At 68.4% G+C, this 26,438-nt stretch carries 25 protein-coding genes; 18 read left to right on the top strand and 7 right to left on the bottom strand.

Translation table 11 applies throughout. The features are described 5' to 3' along the window. Positions 1 to 31: 31 nt before the first annotated feature. The 3 genes from rplK to PYV02_RS02800 are packed head-to-tail and all read left to right on the top strand — an operon-like array spanning position 32 to position 1,736. The gene (gene rplK, locus PYV02_RS02790; RefSeq protein WP_179493805.1) at positions 32 to 463 is read left to right on the top strand and encodes a 50S ribosomal protein L11; all 432 of its coding nucleotides are present in this window, start codon (positions 32 to 34) and stop codon (positions 461 to 463) included. A 2-nt stretch (positions 464 to 465) separates the two neighbouring features. After that, positions 466 to 1,155, top strand: a complete 690-nt coding sequence (rplA, locus tag PYV02_RS02795) for a 50S ribosomal protein L1 (RefSeq protein WP_275755958.1) — start codon at positions 466 to 468, stop codon at positions 1,153 to 1,155. Positions 1,156 to 1,211: 56 nt separating this feature from the next. Then, on the top strand, positions 1,212 to 1,736 hold the full coding sequence (locus tag PYV02_RS02800; protein ID WP_275755960.1) for a GNAT family N-acetyltransferase: 525 nt from the start codon (positions 1,212 to 1,214) through the stop codon (positions 1,734 to 1,736). Positions 1,737 to 1,742: 6 nt separating this feature from the next. Here PYV02_RS02800 and PYV02_RS02805 read toward each other — a convergent pair whose 3' ends face one another. Together PYV02_RS02805 and PYV02_RS02810 are read right to left on the bottom strand one after the other, a co-directional pair. Continuing rightward, positions 1,743 to 2,927: an ROK family transcriptional regulator gene (locus PYV02_RS02805; RefSeq protein WP_275755962.1), complete on the bottom strand. Its 1,185-nt coding sequence runs from the start codon at positions 2,925 to 2,927 to the stop codon at positions 1,743 to 1,745. Positions 2,928 to 2,985: 58 nt separating this feature from the next. Then, positions 2,986 to 3,942, bottom strand: coding sequence for an NADP-dependent oxidoreductase (locus PYV02_RS02810; RefSeq protein WP_338056601.1), 957 nt, complete (start codon positions 3,940 to 3,942; stop codon positions 2,986 to 2,988). A gap of 119 nt (positions 3,943 to 4,061) precedes the next feature. On the opposite strand from PYV02_RS02810, the gene PYV02_RS02815 reads away from it, so the two are divergent. Next, a complete protein-coding gene (locus PYV02_RS02815) occupies positions 4,062 to 4,733 on the top strand; it encodes a DUF998 domain-containing protein (protein ID WP_275755966.1) in 672 nt (223 codons plus the stop codon). Here PYV02_RS02815 and PYV02_RS02820 read toward each other — a convergent pair. Genes PYV02_RS02820 through PYV02_RS02830 form a run of 3 tightly spaced genes read right to left on the bottom strand, consistent with a single transcriptional unit; the run spans position 4,717 to position 7,517 of the window. Next, complete coding sequence (locus PYV02_RS02820; RefSeq protein WP_420833589.1) at positions 4,717 to 5,325, bottom strand: YqaJ viral recombinase family protein; 609 nt, start codon at positions 5,323 to 5,325, stop codon at positions 4,717 to 4,719. The two genes, PYV02_RS02815 and PYV02_RS02820, sit on opposite strands and share 17 nt — an antisense overlap. A gap of 41 nt (positions 5,326 to 5,366) precedes the next feature. Continuing rightward, a complete protein-coding gene (locus PYV02_RS02825) occupies positions 5,367 to 6,038 on the bottom strand; it encodes an ABC transporter ATP-binding protein (protein WP_275755970.1) in 672 nt (223 codons plus the stop codon). Between the two features lie 27 nt (positions 6,039 to 6,065). Beyond that, on the bottom strand, positions 6,066 to 7,517 hold the full coding sequence (locus PYV02_RS02830; RefSeq protein ID WP_275755972.1) for an ABC transporter permease: 1,452 nt from the start codon (positions 7,515 to 7,517) through the stop codon (positions 6,066 to 6,068). Positions 7,518 to 7,626: 109 nt separating this feature from the next. Between PYV02_RS02830 and PYV02_RS02835 the strand changes: the two genes are divergently transcribed. The 9 genes from PYV02_RS02835 to PYV02_RS02875 all read left to right on the top strand — a co-directional run bounded on the left by PYV02_RS02835 (position 7,627) and on the right by PYV02_RS02875 (position 16,787). Beyond that, positions 7,627 to 8,352: a response regulator transcription factor gene (locus PYV02_RS02835; RefSeq protein WP_275755974.1), complete on the top strand. Its 726-nt coding sequence runs from the start codon at positions 7,627 to 7,629 to the stop codon at positions 8,350 to 8,352. Continuing rightward, positions 8,349 to 9,815, top strand: a complete 1,467-nt coding sequence (locus tag PYV02_RS02840) for a sensor histidine kinase (RefSeq protein ID WP_275755976.1) — start codon at positions 8,349 to 8,351, stop codon at positions 9,813 to 9,815. Before PYV02_RS02835 ends, PYV02_RS02840 begins: the two co-directional genes overlap by 4 nt. Positions 9,816 to 9,893: 78 nt before the next feature. Further along, the gene (locus PYV02_RS02845) at positions 9,894 to 10,739 is read left to right on the top strand and encodes an NAD-dependent epimerase/dehydratase family protein (RefSeq protein WP_275755978.1); all 846 of its coding nucleotides are present in this window, start codon (positions 9,894 to 9,896) and stop codon (positions 10,737 to 10,739) included. After that, positions 10,732 to 11,886 carry a hypothetical protein gene (locus PYV02_RS02850; protein WP_275755980.1) on the top strand — a complete coding sequence of 385 codons (1,155 nt, stop codon included), beginning with the start codon at positions 10,732 to 10,734 and terminating at the stop codon, positions 11,884 to 11,886. The genes PYV02_RS02845 and PYV02_RS02850 overlap by 8 nt, the downstream gene beginning before the upstream one ends. Before the next feature lie 245 nt (positions 11,887 to 12,131). Next, positions 12,132 to 12,647, top strand: a complete 516-nt coding sequence (rplJ, locus tag PYV02_RS02855; RefSeq protein ID WP_275755982.1) for a 50S ribosomal protein L10 — start codon at positions 12,132 to 12,134, stop codon at positions 12,645 to 12,647. Positions 12,648 to 12,686: 39 nt separating this feature from the next. Then, on the top strand, positions 12,687 to 13,076 hold the full coding sequence (gene rplL, locus PYV02_RS02860) for a 50S ribosomal protein L7/L12 (protein ID WP_275755984.1): 390 nt from the start codon (positions 12,687 to 12,689) through the stop codon (positions 13,074 to 13,076). 323 nt (positions 13,077 to 13,399) lie between these two features. Further along, complete coding sequence (locus tag PYV02_RS02865; RefSeq protein WP_275755986.1) at positions 13,400 to 14,740, top strand: ABC transporter substrate-binding protein; 1,341 nt, start codon at positions 13,400 to 13,402, stop codon at positions 14,738 to 14,740. A 101-nt stretch (positions 14,741 to 14,841) separates the two neighbouring features. Continuing rightward, complete coding sequence (locus PYV02_RS02870) at positions 14,842 to 15,810, top strand: carbohydrate ABC transporter permease (protein WP_275755988.1); 969 nt, start codon at positions 14,842 to 14,844, stop codon at positions 15,808 to 15,810. Further along, positions 15,807 to 16,787 carry a carbohydrate ABC transporter permease gene (locus PYV02_RS02875; RefSeq protein WP_275755990.1) on the top strand — a complete coding sequence of 327 codons (981 nt, stop codon included), beginning with the start codon at positions 15,807 to 15,809 and terminating at the stop codon, positions 16,785 to 16,787. Before PYV02_RS02870 ends, PYV02_RS02875 begins: the two co-directional genes overlap by 4 nt. Positions 16,788 to 16,839: 52 nt before the next feature. On the opposite strand, the gene PYV02_RS02880 is transcribed toward PYV02_RS02875, so the two are convergent. Beyond that, positions 16,840 to 18,162, bottom strand: a complete 1,323-nt coding sequence (locus tag PYV02_RS02880) for an LssY C-terminal domain-containing protein (RefSeq protein WP_275756030.1) — start codon at positions 18,160 to 18,162, stop codon at positions 16,840 to 16,842. A gap of 124 nt (positions 18,163 to 18,286) precedes the next feature. On the opposite strand from PYV02_RS02880, the gene PYV02_RS02885 reads away from it, so the two are divergent. From PYV02_RS02885 to PYV02_RS02905, 5 genes are read left to right on the top strand one after another with little or no spacing between them, the layout of a single operon-like run. Beyond that, a complete protein-coding gene (locus PYV02_RS02885; RefSeq protein WP_275755992.1) occupies positions 18,287 to 19,108 on the top strand; it encodes a putative ABC transporter permease in 822 nt (273 codons plus the stop codon). A 59-nt stretch (positions 19,109 to 19,167) separates the two neighbouring features. After that, positions 19,168 to 21,345, top strand: coding sequence for an adenylate/guanylate cyclase domain-containing protein (locus tag PYV02_RS02890; RefSeq protein WP_275755994.1), 2,178 nt, complete (start codon positions 19,168 to 19,170; stop codon positions 21,343 to 21,345). Continuing rightward, on the top strand, positions 21,338 to 22,774 hold the full coding sequence (locus tag PYV02_RS02895) for a mechanosensitive ion channel family protein (protein WP_275755996.1): 1,437 nt from the start codon (positions 21,338 to 21,340) through the stop codon (positions 22,772 to 22,774). The genes PYV02_RS02890 and PYV02_RS02895 overlap by 8 nt, the downstream gene beginning before the upstream one ends. 30 nt (positions 22,775 to 22,804) lie before the next feature. Continuing rightward, a complete protein-coding gene (locus PYV02_RS02900; protein WP_275755998.1) occupies positions 22,805 to 24,169 on the top strand; it encodes a cystathionine beta-synthase in 1,365 nt (454 codons plus the stop codon). Positions 24,170 to 24,182: 13 nt separating this feature from the next. Continuing rightward, entirely contained in the window at positions 24,183 to 25,340 is a 1,158-nt protein-coding gene (locus tag PYV02_RS02905) for a cystathionine gamma-synthase (protein ID WP_275755999.1), read from the top strand. Here PYV02_RS02905 and PYV02_RS02910 read toward each other — a convergent pair. Further along, on the bottom strand, positions 25,337 to 26,374 hold the full coding sequence (locus tag PYV02_RS02910; RefSeq protein ID WP_275756032.1) for a low temperature requirement protein A: 1,038 nt from the start codon (positions 26,372 to 26,374) through the stop codon (positions 25,337 to 25,339). The two genes, PYV02_RS02905 and PYV02_RS02910, sit on opposite strands and share 4 nt — an antisense overlap. Positions 26,375 to 26,438: the final 64 nt, after the last annotated feature.

Genomic DNA, 26,438 nt, shown 5'->3' on the forward strand with positions numbered 1-26,438 from the left:
ACGGGTCGGTTCGAAGAGAAAAGAGAAGGTAATGGCACCCAAGAAGAAGGTGACGGGGCTCATCAAGCTCCAGATCCAGGCTGGCGCCGCCAACCCCGCACCGCCCATCGGGCCGGCGCTGGGTCAGCACGGCGTCAACATCATGGAGTTCTGCAAGGCGTACAACGCGGCGACCGAGTCGCAGCGCGGCAACGTCATCCCGGTGGAGATCACCGTCTACGAGGACCGTTCGTTCACGTTCATCCTCAAGACCCCGCCGGCCGCCGAGCTCATCAAGAAGGCCGCGGGCGTGCAGAAGGGGTCGTCGACCCCGCACACCGTGAAGGTTGCAAAGCTCACCAAGGACCAGGTCCGCGCGATCGCCGAGCAGAAGATGGTCGACCTCAACGCCAACGACATCGAGGGCGCGGAGAAGATCATCGCGGGCACCGCCCGTTCCATGGGAATCACGGTGGAGGCGTAATCATGGCTACGAAGTCCAAGGCATACCGCGCCGCCGCGGAGAAGATCGAAGAGGGCAAGTTCTACACGCCCAGCGAGGCCGTGGCCGTCGCGAAGGAGACCGGGTCGAAGAAGTTCGACTCCACGGTCGAGGTCGCGCTCAAGCTCGGCGTCGACCCCCGTAAGGCGGACCAGATGGTGCGCGGCACCGTCATCCTGCCGCACGGCACGGGCAAGACCGCCCGCGTCATCGTGTTCGCGACCGGCCCCGCGGCCGAGGCGGCCATCGCCGCCGGTGCCGATGAGGTCGGCGGCGCCGAGCTCATCGACAAGGTGGCCGCGGGCTACACCGCGTTCGACGCCGCGGTCTCCACCCCGGAGCTCATGGGTCAGGTCGGTCGTCTCGGAAAGGTGCTGGGCCCCCGTGGTCTCATGCCGAACCCGAAGACGGGCACCGTGACGCAGGACACCGGCAAGGCCGTCTCCGACATCAAGGGCGGCAAGATCGAGTTCCGCGTCGACAAGCACGCCAACGTCCACTTCGTGGTCGGCAAGGCGGGCTTCTCGCAGGAGCAGCTCAGCGAGAACATCAAGGCCGCGATCGACGAGGTCGTTCGCTCCAAGCCGAGCTCGTCGAAGGGCCGCTACATCACCAAGGGCACCGTCTCCACGACGTTCGGTCCGGGCATCCCGCTCGACGTCAACGCGCTCTAGGCACCTACGAGAAGGGGGTCGGCTTCGGTCGGCCCCCTTTCTCGTACCCTGAAGTCATGCTGATCCGCCCCGCGACGACGGATGACGCGGCCCTGCTGCACCGCGTCGCCGCCGAGACCTTCCCGCTCGCCTGCCCGCCGCACACCACGGCGGAGTCCATCGCCGCCTTCATCGCCGAGCACCTCTCGCAGGCCGCGTTCGCGCACTACCTCGCCGACGACGAGCGGGTGCTGTTTGTCGCCGAGGCCGACGGCGAGCCGGCCGGGTACACCATGGTCGTGTTCGGCGAGCCGGGCGATGCGGATGTCGCGGCATCCGTCACCACACGGCCGACCGCCGAGCTCAGCAAGGTCTACGTGCGCGAGGGCTTTCACGGTGCCGGCGTCGCCGCCGCCCTCGTGGACGCGTCGGTCGCCGCCGCGCGCGACCGTGGTGCTCGCACCCTGTGGCTCGGCGTCAACCAGGAGAACGAGCGCGCCAATCGCTTCTACGCCAAGCAGGGCTTCGAGCTGGTGGGCACCAAGCGGTTTCTCGTCGGGGAGCGGTTCGAGGACGACTACGTGCGGGAGCGCTCGCTCTAGGCGCCCTCAGCTGCTGAGGGCGTAGAGGTTCTCGGGCGAGAGCGCGTGGTGGATGGCGAGCATGCTCGCGCCGATCACCGCGGCGGCCGCGCCGGCGCTCGATTGCACCAGGGAGAGGTGCTCGGTGCCCAGCGGCATCGAACGGGTGTAGACCACCTCGCGCACCCCGGCGATCAGGTGCTCGCCGGCCTGGGCCATCGAACCGCCGATGACGATCACGGAGGGGTTGATGATCGACACGCACGCGGTGAGCACCTCGCCGATGTCCCGTCCCGCCTGTCGCACCGCCTGGATCGCCTCCAGATTGCCGCGCTTGACGAGGTCGACGACCTGCTGGCCGCTCTCCACGTCCAGGCCCTCGGCCCGCAGCGCGGTCGCGATCGCCGGTCCGGATGCGACGGCCTCGAGGCATCCGCGATTGCCGCAGTGGCACGGCACCCCCGCCCCCCGCTGGATCTGCACGTGCCCGATGTCGCCGGCGATGCCCTGGGCGCCGCGCTGCAGCAGACCGCCGGAGATGATGCCCGAACCGATGCCGGTCGCGACCTTGACGAAGACGAGATGCTCCGTCGTCGGCCACGCGACCGAGCGCTCGCCGAGGGCCATGATGTTCACGTCGTTGTCGACGAGCACCGGAACCTCGAGGTGCTGCTGCACCCAGCCCGGCACGTCGAACCGATCCCAGCCCGGCATGATCGGCGGGTTGATGGGCTTGCCCGTGCTGTGCTGCACCGGCCCGGGCAGGCCGATGCCGATCGCGATGAGATCCCGCTGGTCACGGCCGACCGCCGCGAGCAGCTCGCGACCGGCCTCCACCATCCAGCCGAGCACCCGCTCCGGCCCGTCCGCGATGTCGATCGCGCCGTGGCGCTCGGCCAGCATTGTGCCCACGAGGTCGGTGACCGCGAGCGTGGCGTGCGAGGCGCCCAGGTCGGCGGCGAGCACGAGCCGCGCCCCGGGGTTGAGGGCGAACTGCGACGAGGGCCTGCCGCCCGTCGACACGGCATCGCCGACCGGACCGACGAGGCCGAGGGCCATGAGCTCGTCGACGCGCAGACCGATGGTCGAGCGCGCGAGGCCGGTGATGTTGGACAGCTCGGCGCGCGTGCGCGGTTGCCCGTCCCGCAACAGCTGGAACAGCTCGCTCGCGCTCGACGGGCCGAGCGCGGAGGCGCGGGCCACATCGGTCATGGCGTTCATTCAATCACAACCGCCGTGCCGCAGACGGGGGCGCAGTGCCGCCGCCGGTTCAGCCGTCGGAGACCTTGAGCACGATCTTGCCTCGGGTGTGGCCGCCCTCGACGGCCGAGTGGGCGGCCGCGGCATCCCCGAGTTCGAAGACCTGGTCGACGAAGACGCGCACGTCGCCGGACTCGAGCAGGCGGGCGATCACGGCGAGCGTCGCACCGTCCGCGGGCACGCGGTAGTCGGTCGCGCGCACCCCCGCGGCCGCCGCCTCGTCGAACATCGTCGGCCAGCTGCCGGTCGGCACGTTCACGATCAGACCGCCGGGCCGCAGCACCGACAGCGAGCGGGTGCCGGTGTCGTCCTTCACGTTGCCGATCAGGTCGATCACGACGTCGACATCGTGCACGACCTCCTCAAAGCGCGTGCCGGTGTAGTCGATGACCTCCCTCGCGCCCAGCTCGCGCAGCCAGCCGGCGTTGCGGGGCGAGCCCGTCGCGATCACGTGCGCGCCGAAGAACGCCGCGAACTGCACCGCGAAGTGCCCGACGCCGCCGGCACCGGCGTGCACGAGGATGCGCTGCCCCTCGTGAGCCTTCGCCACATCCACCACGGCCCCCCACGCGGTGAGCGCCGCGACCGGCACTCCCGCCGCCTCGACGTGCGAGAGGGCGCGGGGCTTGCGTGTCAGGCACGTCGCCGGCACCGTGAGGTACTCGGCGTAGGCGCCACCGAGGCGAGGCACCATGGTCATGCCGAACACCTCGTCGCCCGTCTTGATGGGATGCGCCGCATACGGAGTCTCGACGACGATGCCGCTGAAGTCGTTGCCGAGCACCACCGGGAACGAGCCGAACGCGGCCGACACCCCCTTGCCGGAGCGCGACTTCGCGTCGATCGGATTGACCCCGGCGGCGACCACCTTCACCAGGAACTCGGCGTTGACGCGCGTGGGTGCCGGCACGTCCGCGAGGTGCAACACCTCCGGCCCGCCCGTCGCGTCGATGACGACAGCACGCATCGTGCTCATCCTGGGCCTCCCCGACCTGCATCCATCACCAGTTAAGGGGTCGAATGAGTCGTCCCTGTTACGACGATGTCACTTCGCTGCAAACTCTGCCGTCCAGCTATCCTGCGAGGATGCACCGTCGTCTCGACCTCGTGGCCGCGATCGGCGGAAGTCTGTTCGTGATCGTCGCGCTCGCCATCATCTGGGGGGCGCGACTGACGATACCGCGCGAGCTTTACGTCAGCGAACTCGGTGCGCAGGGCATGCCGACCGCCGAGTGGTTCCGTGCGGCGCTGCTGCTGATCGTCGTGGGAGGCAGCCTCGTCGCCTGGGCCGGCCGGGGCATCCGTTCGCGCGTGCGGGTGCTGAGCGCGTGGACTCCCGCGGTGTCGTTATGGGTGGGATGCAGCCTGTTCCTGTTCGCCTCGCAGGTGACCTGCACATCCGGCTGCCCGCTGCCCTACGGCGACACGTTCACCTGGCAGGACTTCTCGCACACGCTCGCGGCGGTGCTCGCCTTCGCGGCGGCGTGCTGGGCGATGCTGCAGAGCGCATTCGCCCGCGGGCACCGTGTGCTCGCGGTGCTGTCGGCGGTGACGGGCATCCTCGTCGCCGTGATCGCGGCCACCGGCGGGCTGTTCTCGCTCTTTCGGTTTCAGCAGGAGTTCGGGAGTCGGCTGGAGTTCGTGGCGACGACGTTGGCGATCGCGTGGCTCGTGCTGTTCGGTGCGACGCTGGCGGCCCGCATCCTGAAACCATCAGAGATGGTTACTGAGAAAGAGCTGGTCAGCGCGACCGCATGAGGTCGAGCAGTCGGTCGGCCAGCGACACGAGCACGTGGATCTCGTTGTCGTCGCGCTCGACCCAGCGGCACTGCGGTTCGCGATCGATGGGCACGAAGTCGCGGTGCTGCTCCCACACCACAAGCGTGCGTTCCGCCCCGAGCACGTACTGCTGCCACCACACCTGACGCAGGTACGATCGCGGGATACTGCGCCACGCGTGCTGCGTGGTCTTGATCTCCGCGAGCACCACCGTGCCCGCCAGCACCGCCACCCCGTCGGGCGTGGCGAGGTGATCGGGCTGCCCGTGCGCGTGGAAGAGGGTCGAGCTCGGCAGGATGCCGTGGCGCGCGCGCACCCACTTCGCGATCTCCGGTTCTCGCGCCCGGCCGTGGTCGGTGAAGGCGTTGCCGGAGAAACCGGAGCCCAGCAGCTTGTCGCGCAAGACGGACTGCAGCGCTCGCTCGCTGGAGAGCCTGGCGACATCGGTGGCGGTCACGCCGCGGCTGCGTGCCCGCACCCACGCGACCCGGTCCTCCTGCCTGGCGACGATGCGCCGGCGGTGGTCCGGAAGCCAGAGGTCGAGCTCGGGCTGAATGGTCACGCCAACCATTGTCGCCCGGCGCCCCGACAGCGGGGCGCCGGGCGCGCGCACTACTTCTTCTCGGTGACCTTGCCCTGCTTGATGTGCAGTCGCCGCTGGGCGCGTTTGGCGACGGCGGAGTCGTGCGTCACGACGATGAGGGTGAGGCCCTGATCGCGCCACAGCCCCTCGAGCAGGGCCATGATCTCGTCGCGGGTCTCCTCGTCGAGGTTGCCCGTTGGCTCGTCGGCCAGCAGTACGACGGGGTTCTTCACGAGTGCCCTGGCGATCGCGACGCGCTGCTGCTGCCCGCCGGACAGCTCTGCCGGACGATGGCTGCCGCGGTCACCGAGTCCGACATCGGCCAAGGCCTTCGCCGCACGCTCCCGGCGCTCCCGGTGCGGGACACCGAGCGGTGCGAGCGCCGTCTCGACGTTCTCCTGCGCGGTGAGGGTGGGGATCAGGTTGAAGCCCTGGAAGACGAACCCGATCTCCTTGGCGCGAATGCCCGAGAGCCGGGAATCCGCGAGGGTGGAGAGGTCGTCGTCCGCGAGGACGACCGAGCCCTTGCTCGGCCGCTCGAGCGCGCCGAGCATCTGCAGCAGCGTCGACTTGCCGCCGCCCGTCGGCCCCTGGATGGCGACCATCTGACCGTCCGGGATGCTGAGGGTCACGGAATCGAGCGCCGTGACCTTCCGCGAGCCCTGCGTGTAGGTCTTCGTGACATGAGTGAGTTCGAACATGGTGTGATCTCGTTTCGTCGTGATCGGTCAGGCGACGCTTCGAAGAGCCTCGGCGGGGCGCAGTCGCGCGGCGCGCCAGCCGCCGATCGCCCCGGCGAGGACGCCTCCGAGGATGGCCAGTCCCACCGCGATCAGGATGATCGTGCCGGTGACGGGAGCCTGGAGCACGATGTCGGTCGTGGTCGCCGTGGTCTGCTGGCCGAAGGGGCCGCCGCCGGGCATCCCCGCAGGAAGCCCCGCCGGACCCGCCTGTGCCGTTGATCCCGCGGTGAGCGTCGGCGCGATCAGGTTGATGACGAGCACGCCCACGAGGCCCACGGCGACCCCGAGTACGCCGCCGATGGCACCCTGCACGAGGGACTCGCCGGCGACCTGTCCGACGATGCGGCGGTTGGTCCAGCCGATCGCCTTGAGCGTGCCGAACTCCCGCGTGCGCCGCGAGACCCCGGAGATGGTGAACAGGATGGCGATCAGGAACGCTGCGGCCAGCACGATAATCGAGAGCCAGGTGCCGAGGTTCGTTACCAGCGACGACGCGCTCGCGAGCGAGCCGGAGACGCTGGACGCGAGGTCTTCCTGGGTGCTGACCGTGGCATCCGGCAGCGCCGTTTCGAGTTCGGTCTTCACGGCGCTGATCGCGTCGGAGGAGGCGGCCCGCACGGAGATGGTCGACACCTGGCCTTCGAGGTCGGCGATGCGCTGCGCTACGTCGAGCGGGATGAAGGTGTTGGCCGCGGTCTGCGCGTCCGACGAGGTGGACGAGACGATCCCGATGATCTCGAAGTCCTCGCCGCCGATCTGCATCGTGTCGCCGACCGCGAGCGACTCGGTCGTCGCGTAGGTCGAATCGAGCACGACGACGTTATCGCCGGCATCGGAGGCCGTGAACGTGCGACCGTCTTCGAGTGCTACGGAGGTGAGCGGGCCGACCGCCTCGCCGTTCACATCGAGTCCGAGCACGCTGAAGGCTTCGATGTCGAACGAACTGCCACCCCCACCACCCGGTGCGCCCTGCGGCTGTTCGCCCTCCGTCGGAGTGGACTGCGTCATGTCGGGCATCTCGCCGCTGAACGTGGAGTTCTCCAACGCCAGTGTGCCGGTCGCGGCCGAGACGCCGTCCACGGCGAGCACGGTCTGCAGCTGACTCGCATCGAACGTGGTCGTGCCGCGGCTCGTTGAGAGCCTGGACTGGCTCAGGCTCGTCGTGCCGTCCGAGGTCTGACCGGCACCGGCGTCGAAGTCGAAGCTCGGCCTTCCGCCCGCCTCGCCCTCCGTGGGCGGCTCGGGCGTCTGGGTGACGGTGATGTCGGTGCCGACCCCGTAGACAGATGCCAGCACGGCGGCCTGGGCATCCTTGACTCCCACGGAGACGGCGTTGACGACGATGACGAGCGCGATGGCCAGCGCCATCCCGATCGCGATGATGGCGGTCTGCTTTCGGCGGTTGCCGAGCTCCCGCAAGAGGTAGGTAGCGAACATGACCGTCACGGTATGGACGGCGGCTATGCGGTGCTTAGGGCGAGCCTGTGAGTTCGATAAGAGGCATCCCGTCACAGCTGGCTCATAGGAAACTCCCAATACTGGAGGTATGACCGAGTCCACGAGAATCACCCGAGGTGACGGCAGCCCGATCCGCGCCGTCGTCGTCGACGACGAGGACTCGCTCACCGACCTGCTCTCTATGGCGCTGCGCTACGAGGGATGGGACGTACGGCTCGCTTCGGACGGGCAGCAGGCCCTCAGTGTGATCCGCGAGTTTAGGCCGGACGTGGTGGTGCTCGATGTGATGCTCCCGGACATCGATGGGCTGTCGGTGCTGACCCGATTGCGTGCCGACGGCATCCAGACCCCCATCCTCTTCCTGACCGCGAAGGACTCGGTGGATGACCGGGTCGCCGGCCTCACCGTCGGCGGCGACGACTACGTGACCAAGCCGTTCAGCCTCGAGGAGCTCGTGGCGCGCCTGCGCGCGCTGATCCGGAGGTCGGCGATCACCCTCGCCGAGAGCGGCGACGGCGTGCTCACGGTTGGCGATCTCACCCTCGACGAAGACAGCTACGAGGTGCGCCGGGGAGACGTTCCCGTCGAGCTCACCGCAACCGAATTCGAACTGCTGCGCTTTCTGATGCGCAACCCGCGTCGGGTGCTCAGCAAGGCGCAGATTCTCGACCGGGTGTGGAGCTACGACTTCGGCGGGCGTTCGAGCGTCGTCGAGATCTACATCTCTTACCTGCGCAAGAAGGTCGACTCCCTCGGCCCCCCGATGATCCACACCGTGCGAGGCATCGGCTACGTTCTGAAGCCGGCGCCATGAGGCCCCTCACCCTGCGTCGCCGCCTCGTGCTCGGCATCGTGGCGCTGCTCGCGGCGTTGACCGTCGTGATCGGGGTCGTGAGTGTCTTCGCGCTGCAGGGCTTCCTGCTCAATCGCCTCGACGCGCAGCTGGATGCAGCGACCAACCGCTCGCAGGGCAGCTTCGACGACGACGACTGGCCGACCCTCCCCGACCCAGGGGACAGGCCGGAGCCCTCACCGGAGACCTTCCTCGCACTCTCCGGGCAACCGACGGGAACGCTCGGTGCGATCGTGCGCTCCGGCGAGATCGTGACCGTCGCGGTGCTCGACGACGATGGCCACCCGGTTCAGCTGGATGCCGACGAGTACCAGTGGCTCACGACGGTGCCCGCCGGCGCGGCACCGAGCACGATCGACCTGGGTGGCGGGCTCGGCGAGTACCGCGTCGTCGCGCAAGAGGACGTGCGCCTCGGCGGGGCGCTCGTGATCGGCCTCCCGCTGAGCGAGGTGCGCGCCACCGTCGTGCAGCTCGCGGTGCTCATCGCCGTGATCGGTGCGATCGCCGTCGCGCTCGCGGCCGCCGTGGGCGCCCTCGTGGTGCGCCTCGCGCTGCGCCCGCTCGAGCGGGTCGCGGCGACCGCGACGCGGGTCTCCGAGCTTCCCCTCGACCGCAGCGTCGACCTCGCCGTTCGGGTGGATGAAGCGGATGCCGACCCGGCGACCGAGGTCGGTCGCGTCGGAGCGGCGCTCAACCGCATGCTCGAGCACGTGGCATCCGCGCTCGCCGCACGCCAGGCGAGCGAGAGCAAGGTGCGCACCTTCGTCGCGGATGCGAGCCACGAGCTGCGCACGCCCCTCGCGTCGATCCGCGGGTACTCGGAGCTCACGCGCCGAACCTCGCAGGACCTGCCGCCCGATGTCGCCCACGCCGTCGGGCGGATCGAGTCGGAATCCGTGCGCATGACCGGCCTCGTCGAAGACCTGTTGCTGCTGGCCCGACTCGACGAGGGCCGCCTGCCGGACACGAGCGAGGTGGACCTCGGCCGGCTGCTCGTCGATGCGGTGAGCGACGCCAGGGTCGCCGGTGGCGAACACGAGTGGGAGCTCGACCTCCCCGATGCGCCCGTCGTCGTGCTCGGCGAGGCCGCTCGATTGCATCAGGTGGTCGCGAACCTGCTGAGCAATGCCAGAACCCACACGCCGGCGGGCACGCGGATCGTGACCTCGCTCGAGCTGCGGGGCGGATCGGCGACGATCTCGGTCGCCGACAACGGCCCCGGCATCGACGAGGCGCTCGTGCCCACGGTCTTCGAGCGGTTCGTGCGCGGAGACGGCTCACGGTCCCGCGCGGCCGGAAGCACCGGGCTGGGATTGGCGATCGTGCACGCGGTCGTGGAGGCGCACGGCGGGCGGGCCGAGGTGGAGAGCGCGCCCGGTCGAACCGTCTTCCGTGTCATCCTGCCCGCCGCGCCGCACGCCTGAGTGCGAGGTCAGGTGTAAGACTGGTGCGGTGATGACCACCCGACGTCGCGACGTTCGCGCATGCCCCGGGGCTGCGCGATGAGGATCGCCGTCACCGGCGGCAACGGCAAGCTGGGGCGCGCCACCGTCGCCCACCTGCGCTCCACCGGGCATGACGTGACGGTGCTCGACGTCACCGGTCCGGACCGTCGGGCCTACACCCGAGTGGATCTCACCGACTTCGGACAGGTGATCGACGCGCTCGCGGGCATCGACGATCGGCACCACGGCATCGACGCGGTCGCGCACCTCGCCGCCGTGCCGGCTCCGGGTCTCTGGTCGGATGTCGCGACCTTCCACAACAACATGGCCGCGACGTTCAACGTCTTCCAGGCCTGCCGTCGGCTGGGCATCCGCACGATCGCCTATGCCTCGAGCGAGACCGTGCTCGGCCTGCCCTTCGAGACCCCGCCGCCCTATCTGCCCCTCGATGAGGAGTACGCGACGCGCCCCGAGTCCACCTACTCGCTGGTCAAGCACCTCGAGGAGGAGCTCGCGCGCAAGCTCGTGCGCTGGGATCCGCGACTGAGCATCACCGCGCTGCGGTTCTCGAACGTGATGGAGGTCGAGGACTACGCGTCGTTCCCCGGCTTCGACGCCGACGCGCGGCAGCGCTCCTGGAACCTGTGGGGCTACATCGATGCCCGCGACGGCGCGGAGGCGATCCGCCTCGCGATCGATGCCGCCCGACCGGGCTTCGACGTCTTCAACATCTTCGCCGCGGACACCGTGATGTCGCGGCCGAACGCCGAACTGATCTCCGAGTTCTTCCCCGAGGTCGAGGTGCGCGCCGATCTCGGCGTGAACGACTCGCTCACCTCGACGGCCAAGGCGGCGCGCCTGCTCGGCTGGCATCCCGCTCACAGTTGGAGGAACCATGTCTAGGCGCATCGCCCTCGCCGTGCTCGTGGCGACCATCGCGACTCTCGCCGGCGCCCAGGCGGCCAGCGCGTCGCAGGGTTCGGTGCCCGCCGAGGTGGCCGCGTACGCCGCCGACCCAGACGGGCTGCTCGCCGCGGTCGACGACGTCGCCGGCGTGGGTGCCGATGGCAAGGGCATCGCCTTCGACGACACTGCGAAGGTCGGTCAGCTCAACCGGGTGTTCGTGTTCACGCCGGCGTTCCTCGCGGGTGACGAGACCGAGACGCCCGTCGAGCGGACCAACGAGTGGACGGCGCCGATCGAACTCGGCGGCAAGCCGCTCGGCCTGGCGACGATCTGGATCAACCCGGCGAGCGTCGCGCCCGAGCTCGGCTCGTTCGCGGTCGGTGCGACGATCGGAGCGGCGCTGCGGGATGTGCCTGCCGACGCCTATCTCGTTCGCGACGAGTCCCACGGCGCCTGGTTCACCCTCGTCGGGGAGGACCTCACGCCGCTCGTCGCGGGGACCACCGGTCTCGACGCTGCGACCTCACTCGCCGACTACCAGCGGTCGCTGCTGGCCGAGGCCGCGGCGGTCGAACCCGCCCCCCAGTCGATCGCGCCCGTGCTCTCGCTCGTGGTGATCATCGTCTCGATTCTGATCATCACGGCGGTGCTGATCGTGCCCGTGCTCCGCCAGCGACGCCGGTCGCGGCCCGCGGATGCGGCCACCGCCGCCATCGCGGCCACCGCCGCGGCGCCGGAGCCGGAGCCGGAGTCGAAGCCGGTTGCGGCGACCCCGCCTGCGAAGGGGACCGCGAGGACGCCCGCGCCCGCGACGGCGCCGTCGAAGGCGCTGGTGAAGCCGACGGCGACCGCGACCGGGAAGGCCGTCGCGACGCGGTCCCAGCCCGCCCCGGCGGCGAAGACCGGCGCGGCGAAGGCGGGCGCTGCGAAGACCGGCAGTGCGGCACCCAAGTCCGCGCCCGCCAAGGCCGGCACGGTCACGCCGAAGTCCGCCGCCTCGCAGACCAAGAGCACGCCGGCCAAGGGCACGTCGGCCAAGGGTGCGCCCGCGAACGGCACCCCCGCGAAGGCGACCCCCGCGAAGCCGTCCACCGCGCGGCCGGCCGCACCTCGCAAGCCCAAGCCCGCATCCCCGGCAGAGTGAGTTGCGGCTGGCGGGCATTTCGCCTAGCCTGGCCTGAGCCAAAGACCGCAGGTCATCGGCGTGCGCACACAGCCTCCGGGCACCGTCGCATGACGATCTGAGTGTTACTTCTGTAACGGCCAGCGCAGGTGTGTGAAGTCGATGTTCGCGGGTCATCCCGCATTCCGAAGCTCCGTGCGCTTGCGCCGGGGCTTTTCTCATTGCCCCGGTGGTCCACGGCATCCAACCACGATGTAGGGAGCACCATGGCGAACAAGGAAGCATCGGTCGCCGAGCTGACGGAGAAGTTCCGCAGCTCGAACGCGATCCTGCTCACCGAGTATCGCGGTCTCACCGTCTCGCAGCTCAAGCAGCTGCGCAAGTCGATGAGTGCCGACGCGACGTACGCCGTGGTGAAGAACACGCTCACGAAGATCGCGGCCAACGCGGCAGGGATCACGTCTTTCGACGCTGACCTGGTCGGGCCGTCCGCGATCGCCTTCGTACACGGTGACACCGTCGCCGTTGCGAAGACGCTGCGTGACTTCGCCAAGGCGAACCCTCTGCTGGTCGTCAAGAACGGGTACTTCGACGGTAACCCGCTCTCGGCCGCAGAGGTCAGTAAGCTCGCCGACCTCGAGTCCCGGGAGGTGCTCCTCGCGAAGTTCGCGGGAGCAGCCAAGGCCTCGCTGTTCGGTGCCGCTTATCTGTTCAACGCTCCGCTCGCTCAGGCCGCTCGCGCGGTCGACGCGTTGCGGCAGAAGCAGGATGCCGCGCAGTAGGCGCGGATCGACAACCTCAGTACAACAAGGAGAAACATCATGGCAAAGCTGACTGCTGACCAGCTCATCGAGGCGTTCAAGGAGCTGACGCTCATCGAGCTCAGCGACTTCGTCAAGAAGTTCGAGGAGACCTTCGAGGTCACCGCCGCCGCCCCCGTCGCCGTTGCTGCCGCTCCGGCCGCCGGTGGCGCTGGCGCTGCCGAAGAGGTCGAGGAGAAGGACTCGTTCGACGTCGTGCTCGAGTCCGCCGGCGACAAGAAGATCCAGGTCATCAAGGAGGTGCGCACCCTCACGAACCTCGGTCTCGGCGAGGCGAAGGCCCTCGTTGACGGCGCCCCCTCCACCGTGCTCGAGGGCGCGAACAAGGAGACCGCCGAGAAGGCCAAGGCGCTGCTCGAAGAGGCCGGCGCGACCATCACCCTCAAGTAGTTCCCGCTTCACGACGAAGGGCGTCGCTCCCCGCTGGGGGCGGCGCCCTTCGTCGTTGTGCCGCGACCCTCAACCGAGGGGTCGCAACATGCCGCAGCAGTCGGCAGCTGCGCGGCGTGCCGCGACCCCTCGGCGGAGGGTAGGCCACCTCGGGTGCGTTGGCACATCGCCGTTCGATCACGGTCTCCGCAAGCGCTTGCAATGGCCCCCCGCCGTGGCATAGCTTGTCAGTTGACACCGGTTCGACGTCCGAACCGGAGTCGACCCTGCACCACAGGAGCCGCCCGCTCCGGCGGAAACCGGCCTCAACGTAGAGGAGAAGCATGAGTATCACCCTGCATCGCCGCTTGCTCGTACCCGCAGCGGCGGCCGGCGTCATCGCACTGGCCCTTACCGGCTGCGTTGGCGATCAGACCGGCGACACGTCGGACATCGACTGCGCACCGTACGAGGCGTACGGCACCTTCGAGGGCGAGGAGGTGACGATCGGCGGCACCATTCAGGACACCGAGGCCGATCGTCTCGTCGAGTCCTGGAGCGACTTCGAGACCTGCACCGGCATCACCATCGACTACCAGGGCACCAAGGAGTTCGAGGCGCAGATCTCGGTGCTCGCCGAGGGTGGCAACGCGCCCGACCTCGGCATCTTCCCGCAGCCGGGCCTCTTGCAGAAGCTCGCGCTCGGCGGATTCCTCCAGCCCGCGCCCGCTGAGGTCGAGGCCAACGTCGACGAGTTCTGGTCCGAGGACTGGAAGGGTTACGGCACGGTCGACGGCACCTTCTACGCCGCGCCGCTGATGGCGAGCGTCAAGGGCTTCGTGTGGTACTCGCCGAGCGAGTTCGCCGACAACGGATACGAGATCCCCACGACGCTCGATGAGCTCACCGCCCTCGCGGAGACCATCGCCGCGGACTCCGGTCACCAGCCCTGGTGCGTCGGTCTCGGCTCTGGAGACGCGACCGGCTGGCCCGGAACCGACTGGGTCGAGGACTACGTGCTGCGACAGTCCGGCCCTGAGGTCTACGACCAGTGGGTCAGCCACGAGATCCCGTTCAACGACGCGGCGATCGCCGAGGCGTTCGACGGCGTCGGCGACATCCTCAAGAACCCGGCCATGGTCAACGGTGGGTTCGGCGACGTCTCGACCGTGATCTCGACCGAGTTCGGTGACGCGGGTCTGCCGATCCTCGACGGGCAGTGCTCGCTGCACCACCAGGCCTCGTTCTACGAGGGCTTCTGGCCCGAGGGCACAACCGTGGCCGAAGACGGCGACGTCTACGCCTTCCTGCTCCCGCCCGTCGCGACCGACGACCCGCAGGCGGTCACCGGTGGTGGCGAGTTCGTGGGTGCGTTCAGCTCGGGTGACGCCGTCACCGCGGTGCTGGCCTACCTCTCGAGCGACACCTGGGCCAACAACCGGGTCTCCCTCGGCGGCGTGATCAGCGCCAACAAGGGGCTCGACCCGAACAACGCGTCCAGCGCCATCCTCAAGCAGGCCGTCGAGATCCTCCAGGGTGACACGACGTTCCGCTTCGACGCGTCCGACCTCATGCCGGCCGCGGTCGGTGCTGACTCGTTCTGGAAGGGCATCGTCGCCTGGGTATCGGGTAACAGCACCCAGCAGACCCTCGACACCATCGAGGCGAGTTGGCCGCAGGATTGATCGCGACCGATTGATCTGAGGGGCGGGGTTCTGCGGGACCCCGCCCCTCTCCAACCCTTACACTTGCCCCACCCTGGTTCGACGCTGACGAAAGGGCGACAATGACCACTGCCGATCTCCTGGGCAAGATCCTCCAGGTGTTCATGGGTCTCGCGGTGTTCGCCGCGATCATCGGTCTGCTGATCTTCTTCATCGACAAGGCGCCCAAGCGCGGCCGGGACTACTGGCAGCTGACCGGCTTCCTCGCGCCCGCGCTGGTGCTGCTCGTGATCGGGCTGATCTATCCGGCCGCTCGCACCACGAGCCTCGCGTTCCTCAGCAAGCAGGGCGATTTCACCTGGGCGAACTTCCAGTGGATGTTCACCCAACCGGCAGCGCTCGTCACCCTCGGCAACACCATCATCTGGGTGGTGCTCGTGCCCACCCTGTCCACGGCGATCGGCCTCGCCTACGCGGTCTTCATCGACAAGTCGCGGGGCGAGCGCTACTTCAAGGCGATCGTGTTCATGCCGATGGCGATCTCCTTCGTCGGTGCGGGCATCATCTGGAAATTCGTCTACGACTACAAGTCCTCCGGGCGCGACCAGATCGGTCTGCTCAACGCGTTCGTCACCCTCTTCGGAGGACAGCCCGTGCAATGGCTGCAGACCCCGCCGATCAACACCCTGCTGCTCATCGTGGTGATGATCTGGATTCAGACCGGATTCGCGATGGTCGTGCTCTCCGCTGCGATCAAGGGCGTCCCGCTCGATCAGATCGAGGCCGCCCAGCTCGACGGTACGAACGCATGGCAGCGCTTCACCAATGTCACGCTGCCGGGCATCCGCAGTTCGCTCGTGGTCGTCGTCACGACCATCTCGATCGCGACTCTCAAGGTCTTCGACATCGTGCGCACCATGACGGCCGGCAACTTCGACACCTCGGTGATCGCCAACGAGATGTACACCCAGGCGTTCCGGGCGGGCGAGCAAGGGCGCGGTGCGGCGCTCGCGGTCGTGCTCTTCCTGCTCGTGCTGCCGATCGTCATCTACAACGTCAACGTGCTGCGCAAGCAGAGGGAGATCCGATGAGCACGACACCTGCCGACCTGCCCATCGCGGGCACCAAGATCGGAGCGATCGAGTTCGCCGACCAGGGCACGAAGACCAAGCGGGTCAAGCGGCGCCTCACCTCGCGCGGTGCCACGATCGCCGCCCTCATCATCGCCGTGCTGTGGACGATCCCGACCTTCGGGTTGCTGGTCTCATCCTTCCGTCCCGAGGAGCTGATTCTCAATACCGGCTGGTGGACGATCTTCCAGAACCCCGGCTTCACCCTCGACAACTACCGCGACGTCCTCTTCTCCGGATCGCAGTCGTCGCCCCAACTGGGGGCGTACTTCATCAACTCGCTGGCGATCGCGATCCCGGCGACGGTGTTCCCCCTGGTGTTCGCCTCGATGGCCGCCTACGCGTTCGCGTGGATCAAGTTCAAGGGCTCGAATGCGCTCTTCATCTTCGTGTTCGCGCTGCAGATCGTGCCGTTGCAGATGGCGCTCATTCCGTTGCTGCAGTTGTTCACGGCGTGGCTGCGACCGGGGCAGGCGTGGTTGCACGACGTGGTGCCGATCATCCCGGAACAGAACTACCTGCCCGTCTGGATCGCGCACACGATCTTCGCGCTTCCGCTGGCGATCTTCTTGCTGCACAACTTCATCTCAGAGATCCCGAACGAAGTCATCGAGGCGGCTCGCGTCGACGGCGCCACGCACGGTCAGGTGTTCTTCCGGATCGTGCTGCCGCTGGCGCTGCCGGCGATCGCCTCGTTCGGCATCTTCCAGTTCCTCTGGGTCTGGAACGACCTGCTCGTGGCGCTCATCTTCTCGGGCGGCACCCAGGATGTCGCTCCGCTCACCCAGCGATTGGCAGAGCTCACCGGAACGCGAGGTCAGGACTGGCAGCGACTGACGGCGGCGGCGTTCGTCTCGCTGGTCGTTCCCCTGATCGTGTTCTTCAGCCTTCAGCGCTACTTCGTGCGCGGACTGCTGGCCGGTTCCACGAAGGGGTAGCGCGCTGCTCCCGCGCCCGCTGTGACGTCGGCGGGCGCGGGAGTCCCGCGGACTAGATCGTCGAGGGACGACCCGCGGTGCGCTTGGGAGTCTTGCGGGGCCGGCGCGCGTAGACGAGCGCGCGTTCGCTCGACAGGGCGAGCAGCAGCAGCACGTCGGTCGCGATACCGGGCAGGCCCGATTGCAGGGCCAGTGGCGAGTCCGCCGCCTCGACCGTCGTGACCTGCGCGAGCAGCGCGAGGGTGCTCAGCGCCATTGCGAAGACGCGGGCACCGTTGTGTCCGAGGAACACGAACCAGGCCAACACGAGATCGAAGACCCCGAAGACCGCGATCACGAGCGCGATCACCACCACCGCCACGCTGAGTCCGACGGTCTCGGGCGTCTCGAAGGCGGCGGCGACATCGTCTGGGTTCAGCGCGAGCAGCAGCGCCACCGCGAGGGCGAGGATGGCGCGGGCGACGAGGAACAGCGAGCCGACGACAGTGGGGGCAGGCCTGCGGTCTCGGCTGTCGCTCGGGGCCGTCGCATCCGCCCGGTCGCCCGGCTCGACATCGCGAACGTCGATGACCGGCAGGTTGCCGTCGGTCTCGATCGAGTCGCCCCCGCCGTTGCGGGCGTGGTAGCCGGTGGCGAAATCGAGCAGCACGTCGACCCGCGCGGCCGGCTCGGCAGCGCGGACCGTGGCGACGATGTGGTCGCGCTCGACGTCGGTGTCGGCCTCGATCTTGTGCGTGATCTGCAGCGTGAACAGCGACAGCCCGACGGCGCGGTCGTAGGTGCCGGCGGCGAGCCAGTCGACGCGGCGGCCGCCCGGCAGCGGCCAGCCGTCGGGGCAGCGCCAGAAGCGCACGTGGTGCCGCTTGCCCGGCGTGCCGTTGACCTCCTGCTGGTACGCGAAATCCTGCTTGCGACCGAAGAGCAGTAGCGGGCTCACCGGCGCCTCGAGATAGCTGCGACGCAGCAGGGTCGAGGTGACGATGCGCCAGCCGGTCGCGAGCGAGAGATCGTCCGCCCGGGTCCAGCCGGCGGCGAGCATGGCAGCGTGCACCTGGGCCTCCGAGCCGAGCAGGGCGAGGTTGATGGGATCGCCGAGGAGTCCGTCGCTGGTACGCGCACGACCGATGAAGTAGTCGGGAACGTAGATGCGCGTCAGGATGCGGTGCAGCCTCGGCAGCACCAGGTACGCGATCAGCACCCAGAACACGACCACGAAGAGGATCTGCCACCACCCGAAGCGGAAGCTCTCCTGGAAGACCACCACCGCGAACCAGATGGCCGCGGCCCCGCCGAGCACGAAGAACACCCAGTCGAGCGCCGAGTCGACCGCCGGACGCGGGGCGGCGTCGGGGAAGGGCGAGGGCAGTTGCTTCATCCGTGCCACGCCACGACGCAGCACCTCGCCTGCGTCGTGTCGCGTTGCCACGTGCGCAATCTACCCGTGGGGAGTCGGCCGCGCTGCTACTCTGGCGCGGTTCACCGCAGAAGGGGGTCGGGCAATGGGGTTCGAGAACGTGGGCGAAGGCGTCTACCTGGCACTGTGGCTGTTCTTCATCTACAGCTTCGCCGGCGTGATCGTCGAGATGATCTACTGCTGGACGATCGAGTACCGGGGTGTGATCGAATCGCGGCTGGGCCTGCTCTACCTGCCCTTCAATCTGCTCTACGGCGCCGGTGGCACGATCATCACGCTGGTGCTGATCGACTACTTCGACGATCCGCTGATCGTGTTCGCGCTCGGTCTGGTCGTCGGCACCGCGCTCGAGTACGTCACCAGCCTGGTCATGGAGAAGGCCTTCCACGCCGTGTACTGGGACTACAGCAAGGAGTTCCTGAACATCCAGGGCCGGGTCTGCCTGAAGTACGCCATCTTCTGGGGACTGCTCTCGCTCTTCCTGCTCTACGTGCTCGACGTCATCAACTACCGCATCATCCTCGCGATCCCGCAACCGGCCGGGTTGGTCGTGCTCGCCGTCTTGGTCGTGCTGACCCTCGCGTCGATCACCCTCACCTTGGCTGCGTATCGGCGCACCGAGCAGAAGAACACCTACCTGAAGGCGATCAAGGCGGGGCAGAGTGCGGTGCTCCCCGACTCCTGGTGGACCCGCCTGGTCGACCGGCTCGTGCCCGACTCGGTGCTCATCAACACGTTCCCGCGCATGAGCCTCATCGTGGAGTACCAGGAGCTCAGCGGCCACCATCGCAAGCTCATCGTCTGGAACCCCAAGATCGGCAGAGCATCCATGCTCCGGCGCGAAGCCGGGGCGCGCGCCGAGCGCATGACGCAGCGCGAAACGGGGGCCGTCGCGCCGTCCGCCTGAGGCACTACTGTGAAACATCGCCATCTTCACGGCGTTGGATTCCGGTTGTGAGGGCATCGATGTCGACGACTGAGCAGACCCCGGCTCGCAGCTCCGAGCCGCCGATGGTCGTGCAGCAACGCGGGCGCCGTCGGGGCGGGCTGAGCGTGCAGTCGATCGTGCTCATCATGCTGCTGTCGGTCAGCGTCGTCTCAAACGTGCTGGTCGGTGTGATCGGATACGTGAACGCCACCGACTCGTTGCGTGAGGCGGCGTTCCAGCGACTCATCGAGGTGCGCGATTCGCGAGCGCGCGAGGTCACTAGGCTGTTCTCGACGATCGAGAACACGATCGTCGTCCATGCCCACGGGCAGAGCGTCTACGACGCGACGATCGCCTTCACCGAGGGCTTCGACGAGCTCGAGCAGGTGCCTCCGAGTGCGGAACAGGATGCCGCGCTCGCCGCGTACTACGCCGACTTCTTCGGCCCCCAGCTCGAGCAGATCACCGGCTCGCCCGTGGATGCGTCGAGCTTCATCCCCCCGGATCGCGCGGCGAGGTATCTGCAGGTGCACTACACGGTTCCGCATGCCGACTTCACCTCGGCCATCGCCGTGGACGATGCCGGAGATGGCAGCGATTGGTCGGCGGCGCACGCGCAGTACCACGACTACTTCCGGGCGATGACCGAGCGGCTCGAGTACGAAGACGTGCTGCTCATCGACACCAGCGGTCGGGTCGTCTACTCCGCCTACAAGGGGATCGACCTCGGCGCGGACATCGCGAGCGGGCCCTACCGGTTCACCGCGCTCGGTGAGGCGTTCGTCGAGACCATCTCGTCCAATGTGACCGACGAGGTGACCTTCACCGATCTCGGCGACTACGCCCCGGCGCTCGGCGTGCCGGCGGGCTGGGCGATGACCCCGGTCGCGCGCGACGGCGTCATCGTCGGGGTGATGGCCGTTGAACTGCCGCTGGATCGGCTCAGCGCGGTCATGACGGCGAACGGCGACTGGACCCAGGGCGGGCTCGGCGAGACGGGCGAGGTGTACCTGGTCGGCGCGGACTCGCTGATGCGCTCGCCGTCCAGGCTGTTCACGGAGCGCCCCGACGAGTACGTCGAGACGGTCGTGGCGGCGGGCACGCCCCGCGGCACCGCGGAGCTCGCACTGGCGCGCGGCAGCACCCTCGCCGTGCAACCGGTCACCACGAGCGCGGTCGAGGCGGCGCTCGGGGGTGCGACGGGCACGCTGATCGGCGAGAACTATCTCGGGCATGAGGTGCTGGCCGCCTACCGGCCCCTCGAGGGATTCATGCCGAACTGGGTCGTCGTGGCCGAGACCGACACGAGCGAGGCCTTCGCGCCGGTCACTGATTTCACGCGCAACCTCGTGATCTCCTCGGCCGTGCTCGCCCTGATCGTCTCCGTGCTGTCGCTGATCCTCGCGCGCGTGCTGGTGCGACCGCTGCGCCAGCTCAGCTCGGCGGCGCAGCGCATCGCCGCGGGTGAGGAGGGTGTCGTCGTGGATGCCGGTGGCAGCGACGAGATCGCCAACGTCGCGAACGCGTTCAACGACATGAGCCGCAGCCTGCAGATCAAGGCCGACCTGCTCGAGGAGCAGTCGGCGGAGAGCGAGCGACTGCTTCGGGCGCTGATGCCGGAGCCGGTCATCAAGCGCTACCGCGAAGGCGCCGAGACGATCGCCGAGGACCACCAGGAGGTCTCGGTGATGTTCGCCGACATCGTCGGCTTCGACGACTTCGCCCGCGGCATGGACTCGGAGAGCACGCTGGCCAGACTCAACGAACTCGTGAAGGCCTTCGACGAGACCGGCAACCGGCTGGGCGTCGAGCACGTGCGCACGACGACGAAGGGCTACCTCGCGAGCTGCGGTCTCACGGTGCCGCGCATCGACAACGCGAGGCGGATGGTGGAGTTCGCGATCGAGATCCAGCGCGTCGTCGAGCGCTTCGGCGCGCGGTGGGGCGCCGAACTGAGCCTTCGGGCAGGGGTGGATGTCGGAAGCGTCACGAGCGGCCTCGTCGGCCGGGCGCACATGGTCTACGACCTCTGGGGGGAGGCGGTCAACCTCGTCTTCCAGATTCAGGGCGAGCATCCCGAATCGGGCATCTTCATCACCCAACGGGTCGTCGAGCGCCTGCCGGATCAGTTTGCCTTGACCGAGGCCGGTGTCATCCAGTCGCCCGAGGGCCAGCAACCCATCTGGCGGGTGTCGACGGCGGTGCAGCATGGTTGAGATCTGGACCCAGTCCTGGTTCTGGCCATCCGTGGGGGTCATCGTCGGTCTGCCGATCGCGCTGCTCGTGCTCACCGAGGTGTACACCGGGCTCGTGCGCCGCGGCAGCGGTGCGGCACGCATCGTGCGGCTCGTGCGCAACTATGTCGTGCCGGTCACCGCACTCTTCGTGTTGCTCACCCAGACCGACGACCTCAACATCGATGCCTCGTGGAGCAAGATCACGGCGACCGTGCTCGGCTTCCTCGTGATCCTCGTGCTCATCAACGGCATCAATTTCGCGGTGTTCGGCAAGGCGCGGGTCGGCAGTTGGCGCGAGCGGCTGCCGTCGATCTTCGTCGACGTGTTGCGGTTCCTGGTGATCGTCGTCTCGCTCGCGGTGCTGTTCAACATCGTCTGGGGCGCGGATACCGGCGGCCTGTTCACGGCGCTCGGCATCGGCTCGATCGTCATCGGCCTCGCCCTCCAGAACGCGGTCGGCTCCGTGCTCTCCGGGCTGCTGCTGCTCTTCGAGCAGCCCTTCAAGCTCGGTGATTGGCTGGATGCCGCGGGCGTGCGCGGTCGGGTGGAGGAAGTCAACTGGCGCTCGGTGCACATCCGCACGATCAAGGGCATCCAGGTGGTGCCGAACTCGGAACTCGCGGGAGCGTCGTTCACGAACCTCAGCCGCAAGCTCACGCCGTACAACGCGTGGACCGAGGTGCGCTTCACGACGGATGATCCACCCCAGCGCGTCATCGGCCTGCTCGAGTCCGTCGCCCGCGACCTGCCGACGCTCGCACCGGAGGGCACGCCCGGTGCCTATGCGCTCGACAAGTCGAAGTACGAGATCGACATCCCGATCCTGAGCCCGGGCGACGAGTTCGACACGCTCACCGAGTTCCGTCGTCGCCTCTGGTACGCGGCCCGTCGGGCGAAGCTGCGCCTCGATCGCCAGTTCTTCGACGACTACGACACCGCCGATCGCCGCAACGCGATGCTCGCGCGGTTCGCGGCGACGGTCGGGTGCGGCATCGAGGATGTCGCGGGCGCTGTCGATCGCGTCGCGGCCTGGCGCTACGCGGCAGGGGAGAAGCTCCAGCATGCGGGCGAGGTGCCAGACGGCATCCTGTTGATCGTGAGCGGGGCGGCCTCGATGGTCGTCGAGGGCCCGGGTGGCGAACGGCTGCCGGTGTCCGCGCTCGACGCCGACGACCTCATCGGGCTGACGAGCCTGACACGCCAGGGGATCAATGCGACGGTCGTCGCCGTCACCGAGGTCGAGGCGTTGCACATCCCCGTCGAGGTACTCGACCAGCTCGTCGACCGGCGACCGGCGCTCGCGCGGGATATCGGCAAGGAGATCGACAACCGGCGGCTGCGGGTGCGCGCGGCGTTCGAGGCCGCCGGGATGCCGCTGCCGGAGGGCTCTCGTCGCATCGCCTACTGACGCCGCGTCGCTTGATAGGTTGGCACCACCATGAAGTACGCCAATTCCGTCATCGAGCTCGTCGGCGACACACCACTGGTTCGGCTCAACCGGGTTACTGAGGGCATCGCCGCGACGGTGCTGGTGAAGGTCGAGTACCTCAACCCCGGCGGGTCGTCGAAGGATCGCATCGCGACCCGCATCATCGATGACGCCGAGGCCAAGGGTCTTCTGAAGCCCGGTGGCACGATCGTCGAACCGACGAGCGGCAACACCGGGATCGGCCTCGCCCTCGTCGCGCAGCAGCGGGGCTATCGCTGCGTCTTCGTGCTGCCCGACAAGGTCGGCGAGGACAAGCGCAGCGTGCTCACCGCGTACGGCGCCGAGATCGTCGTGACCCCGACGGCCGTGGCGCCCGAGAGTCCGGAGTCCTACTACAGCGTGAGCGATCGGCTCGTGCGCGAGATCCCGGGCGCGTACAAGCCCGACCAGTACTCCAACCTCAACGGGCCGCTCAGCCACTACGAGACCACGGGTCCTGAGATCTGGCGCGACACCGAGGGCAAGGTCACCCACTTCGTCGCCGGTGTCGGCACTGGCGGCACGATCAGCGGTGTCGGCCGCTATCTCAAGGAGGTCTCCGGCGGTGCCGTGCGCGTGATCGGTGCCGATCCCGAGGGCAGCGTCTACTCCGGTGGCACGGGCCGACCCTACCTCGTCGAGGGCGTCGGCGAGGACTTCTGGCCGACGGCCTACGACCCCTCCGTCGTGGACGAGATCATCGCCTCCTCCGATGCCGAGTCCTTCGACCTGACCCGGCGTCTCGCGCGCGAGGAGGGCCTGCTCGTGGGCGGCTCGAGCGGTCTCGCGGTCTCGGTCGGTCTCAAGGCGGCGCGCGAGCTCGGCAAGGACGACGTCATGGTCATCCTGCTGCCCGACGGCGGTCGCGGTTACCTCGGCAAGGTCTTCAACGACAAGTGGATGCGCTCCTACGGCTTCCTGCCGGCGAGCGAGGACCGCACGGTCGCCGACATGGTCGGAACCAAGAACCCGGATGTCGCGGGGCTCGTGCACGTGCATCCGAGCGACACGGTGCGCCACGCTATCGACAAGATGCGCGAGTTCGACATCTCGCAGATGCCCGTGCTCACCGCGGAGCCGCCCGTCGTGATGGGCGAGGTCGTCGGCTCGATCGACGAGCGCACCCTCATCGACGCCGTGTTCGGTGGTCGCGCCAAACTCACCGACGCGCTCGCGGACTTCGTGAGCCCCCCGCTCGCGCTCATCGGCATGCAGGACTCGGTCGAGGCCGCGCGCGACGCCCTCACCGGCGCCGATGCGCTGCTCGTGACCACCGACGGCAAGCCGGCCGCGGTCATCACGCGACACGACCTGCTGGCCTTCCTCGCCTCCTGAACCGAAAGCCGCCATGAACGACTCCGATCACGGATTCTCCACTCGCGCCATCCACGCGGGCCAGGGTTTCGACCCGACGACCGGCGCCGTCGTGCCGCCCCTCTACCTCACCTCGACCTTCGTGCAAGACGGCATCGGCGGGTTCCGCGGCGGCTACGAGTACGCCCGCGGCGGCAACCCGACCCGGGATGCCTTGCAGGAGCTGCTCGCCAGCCTGGAGGGCGGCGAGGCGGCCTTCAGCTTTGCCTCCGGCCTCGCCGCCGAGGACACGCTGTTGCGTGCGCTGCTGAAGCCCGGTGACCACATCGTCATGGGCAACGACGTCTACGGCGGCACCCATCGGCTCGTGAGCCGCGTGTTCGTGCCGTGGGGCATCTCCCTGACCACGGTGGACATGAGCGACCTGGATGCCGTGCGCGCCGCCATCCGCCCGGATGCCACCCGCGTGCTCTGGGTCGAGACCCCCAGCAACCCGCTCATGAAGATCACCGACATCGCCGGTGTCGCCACGGTCGCGAAGGAGTACGGTGTCACGGTCGTCGTCGACAACACCTTCGCATCTCCCTCCCTCCAGCAGCCGCTCTTGCTCGGTGCGGACGCCGTCGTGCACTCGACGACGAAGTACCTCGGCGGCCACTCCGACGTGCTGGGGGGCGCGGTCGTGCTGCGCGATCCCGAACTCATCGAGAAGGTTGGCTTCCTCCAGTTCGGGGTGGGTGCGGTCTCCGGTCCGATGGATGCCTGGCTCACCATGCGCGGGATCAAGACGCTCGGCGTGCGCATGGACCGTCACTGCGCGAACGCGCAGGCCCTCGCCGAACGGCTGGTGGGGCACCCCAAGCTCGATGCCGTGTACTACCCGGGCTTGCCCGAGCACCCCGGCCACGCGCTCGCTGCGACGCAGATGCGCGCGTTCGGCGGCATGATCTCGGTCGCGGTCGCCGGGGGTATCGCGCCGGCCAAGCGCTTCGCGGAGGGGATGCACCTGTTCCAGCTCGCCGAGTCGCTCGGCGGCGTCGAGTCGCTCGTCTGCTATCCATCGGAGATGACGCACGCATCGGTGCGCGGCACGGAGCTCGAGGTGCCGCAGAACGTCGTGCGCCTCTCCGTCGGCATCGAGGATGTTGCCGACCTCACCGCCGACGTTCTCGAAGCGCTCGACCGGCTCTAGCGCATCCGGGCGAGCACCGCCGCCTGGTGGCGCTGGCCCAGCGTCTCGAACCCGACGATGACGACGGTCGGTGCAAGGCACGCGACGAGCAGGCTGATGCCGAACCCCACCCCGGCGCCGACGAGCAGCACCGCGGCCACGAGCGCCGCGATCGCCGCGCCCACGAGTAGGAAGTGGAACGCGTCGAGATCTCGCACGAGCACCGAATAGGTGGAGAAGAGCGCGACGAGGAACACGAACTCCGGGATCACGACGGTGAGCAACGCGGCCTGCGCCGAGATGTGCGCCTCGCCCTCGAGCACATACGCCGCGACGTGCAGCCCGGCACCCGTGGCGGCGATCGCGGCGAAGATGATCAGGTGGGAGTATCCCCAGCCGAAGCTGCGTTCGCGGTGCACCGCGAGCACGGCCCCCGAGGGCATGATGAAGTACACCCACCACATGCCGAAGGTGAGCGCGAGCCCGGCGACGATGAGCAGGATGGCCTCTGAACTCCAGCCCTGCGCCTGGATGACGGCCGAGACCGAGGCGATCATGCCGAAGATGACCTCGCCGAGCGCGATGATGACGAGCAGCCCGTAACGCTCGGCGATGTGGTGGGGATGCCACGGCGTGCCCCCGGCGCGCCGTTCCGCGATCACGACCCCGCCCGCGTCGAGGAACACCGTCACGAGGGCGGCGGGCAGGAACACCCACCATGGGCTCTCCCGCAGCAACAGCAGCCCCACCCAGCCAGCCTGCGCGGTCGCGACGAAGGCGACGTACGTGAGTGCGACGCGGCGGTGCGTCGGATCTTGCGAGGCCACGCGCAGCCACTGCGCGATCATCGCGACCCGCATCACGACGTACCCGATCACCATGATGTCGTTGTCGAAGAGCGTGCCCACGTCGAGCGAATGAAACATCGCCGGCAGCCCGAGGGCGAGCACGATGACGCCGATCATCTGCACGAGGGTCGTGATGCGGTAGAACCAGTCGTCGGTGTCGAAGGCCGAGGCAAACCGGGCGTGAGGAACGAATCGGTGACAACTGATCGTTAGTGTCGGGAGGCGCTGACGGGGAGGATGTCATCATGCCCGGTCCCTATCCCAGAGAGTT

The organism is Antiquaquibacter metalliresistens, assembly GCF_029211225.1.
Lineage (GTDB): Bacteria > Actinomycetota > Actinomycetes > Actinomycetales > Microbacteriaceae > Rhodoglobus > Rhodoglobus metalliresistens.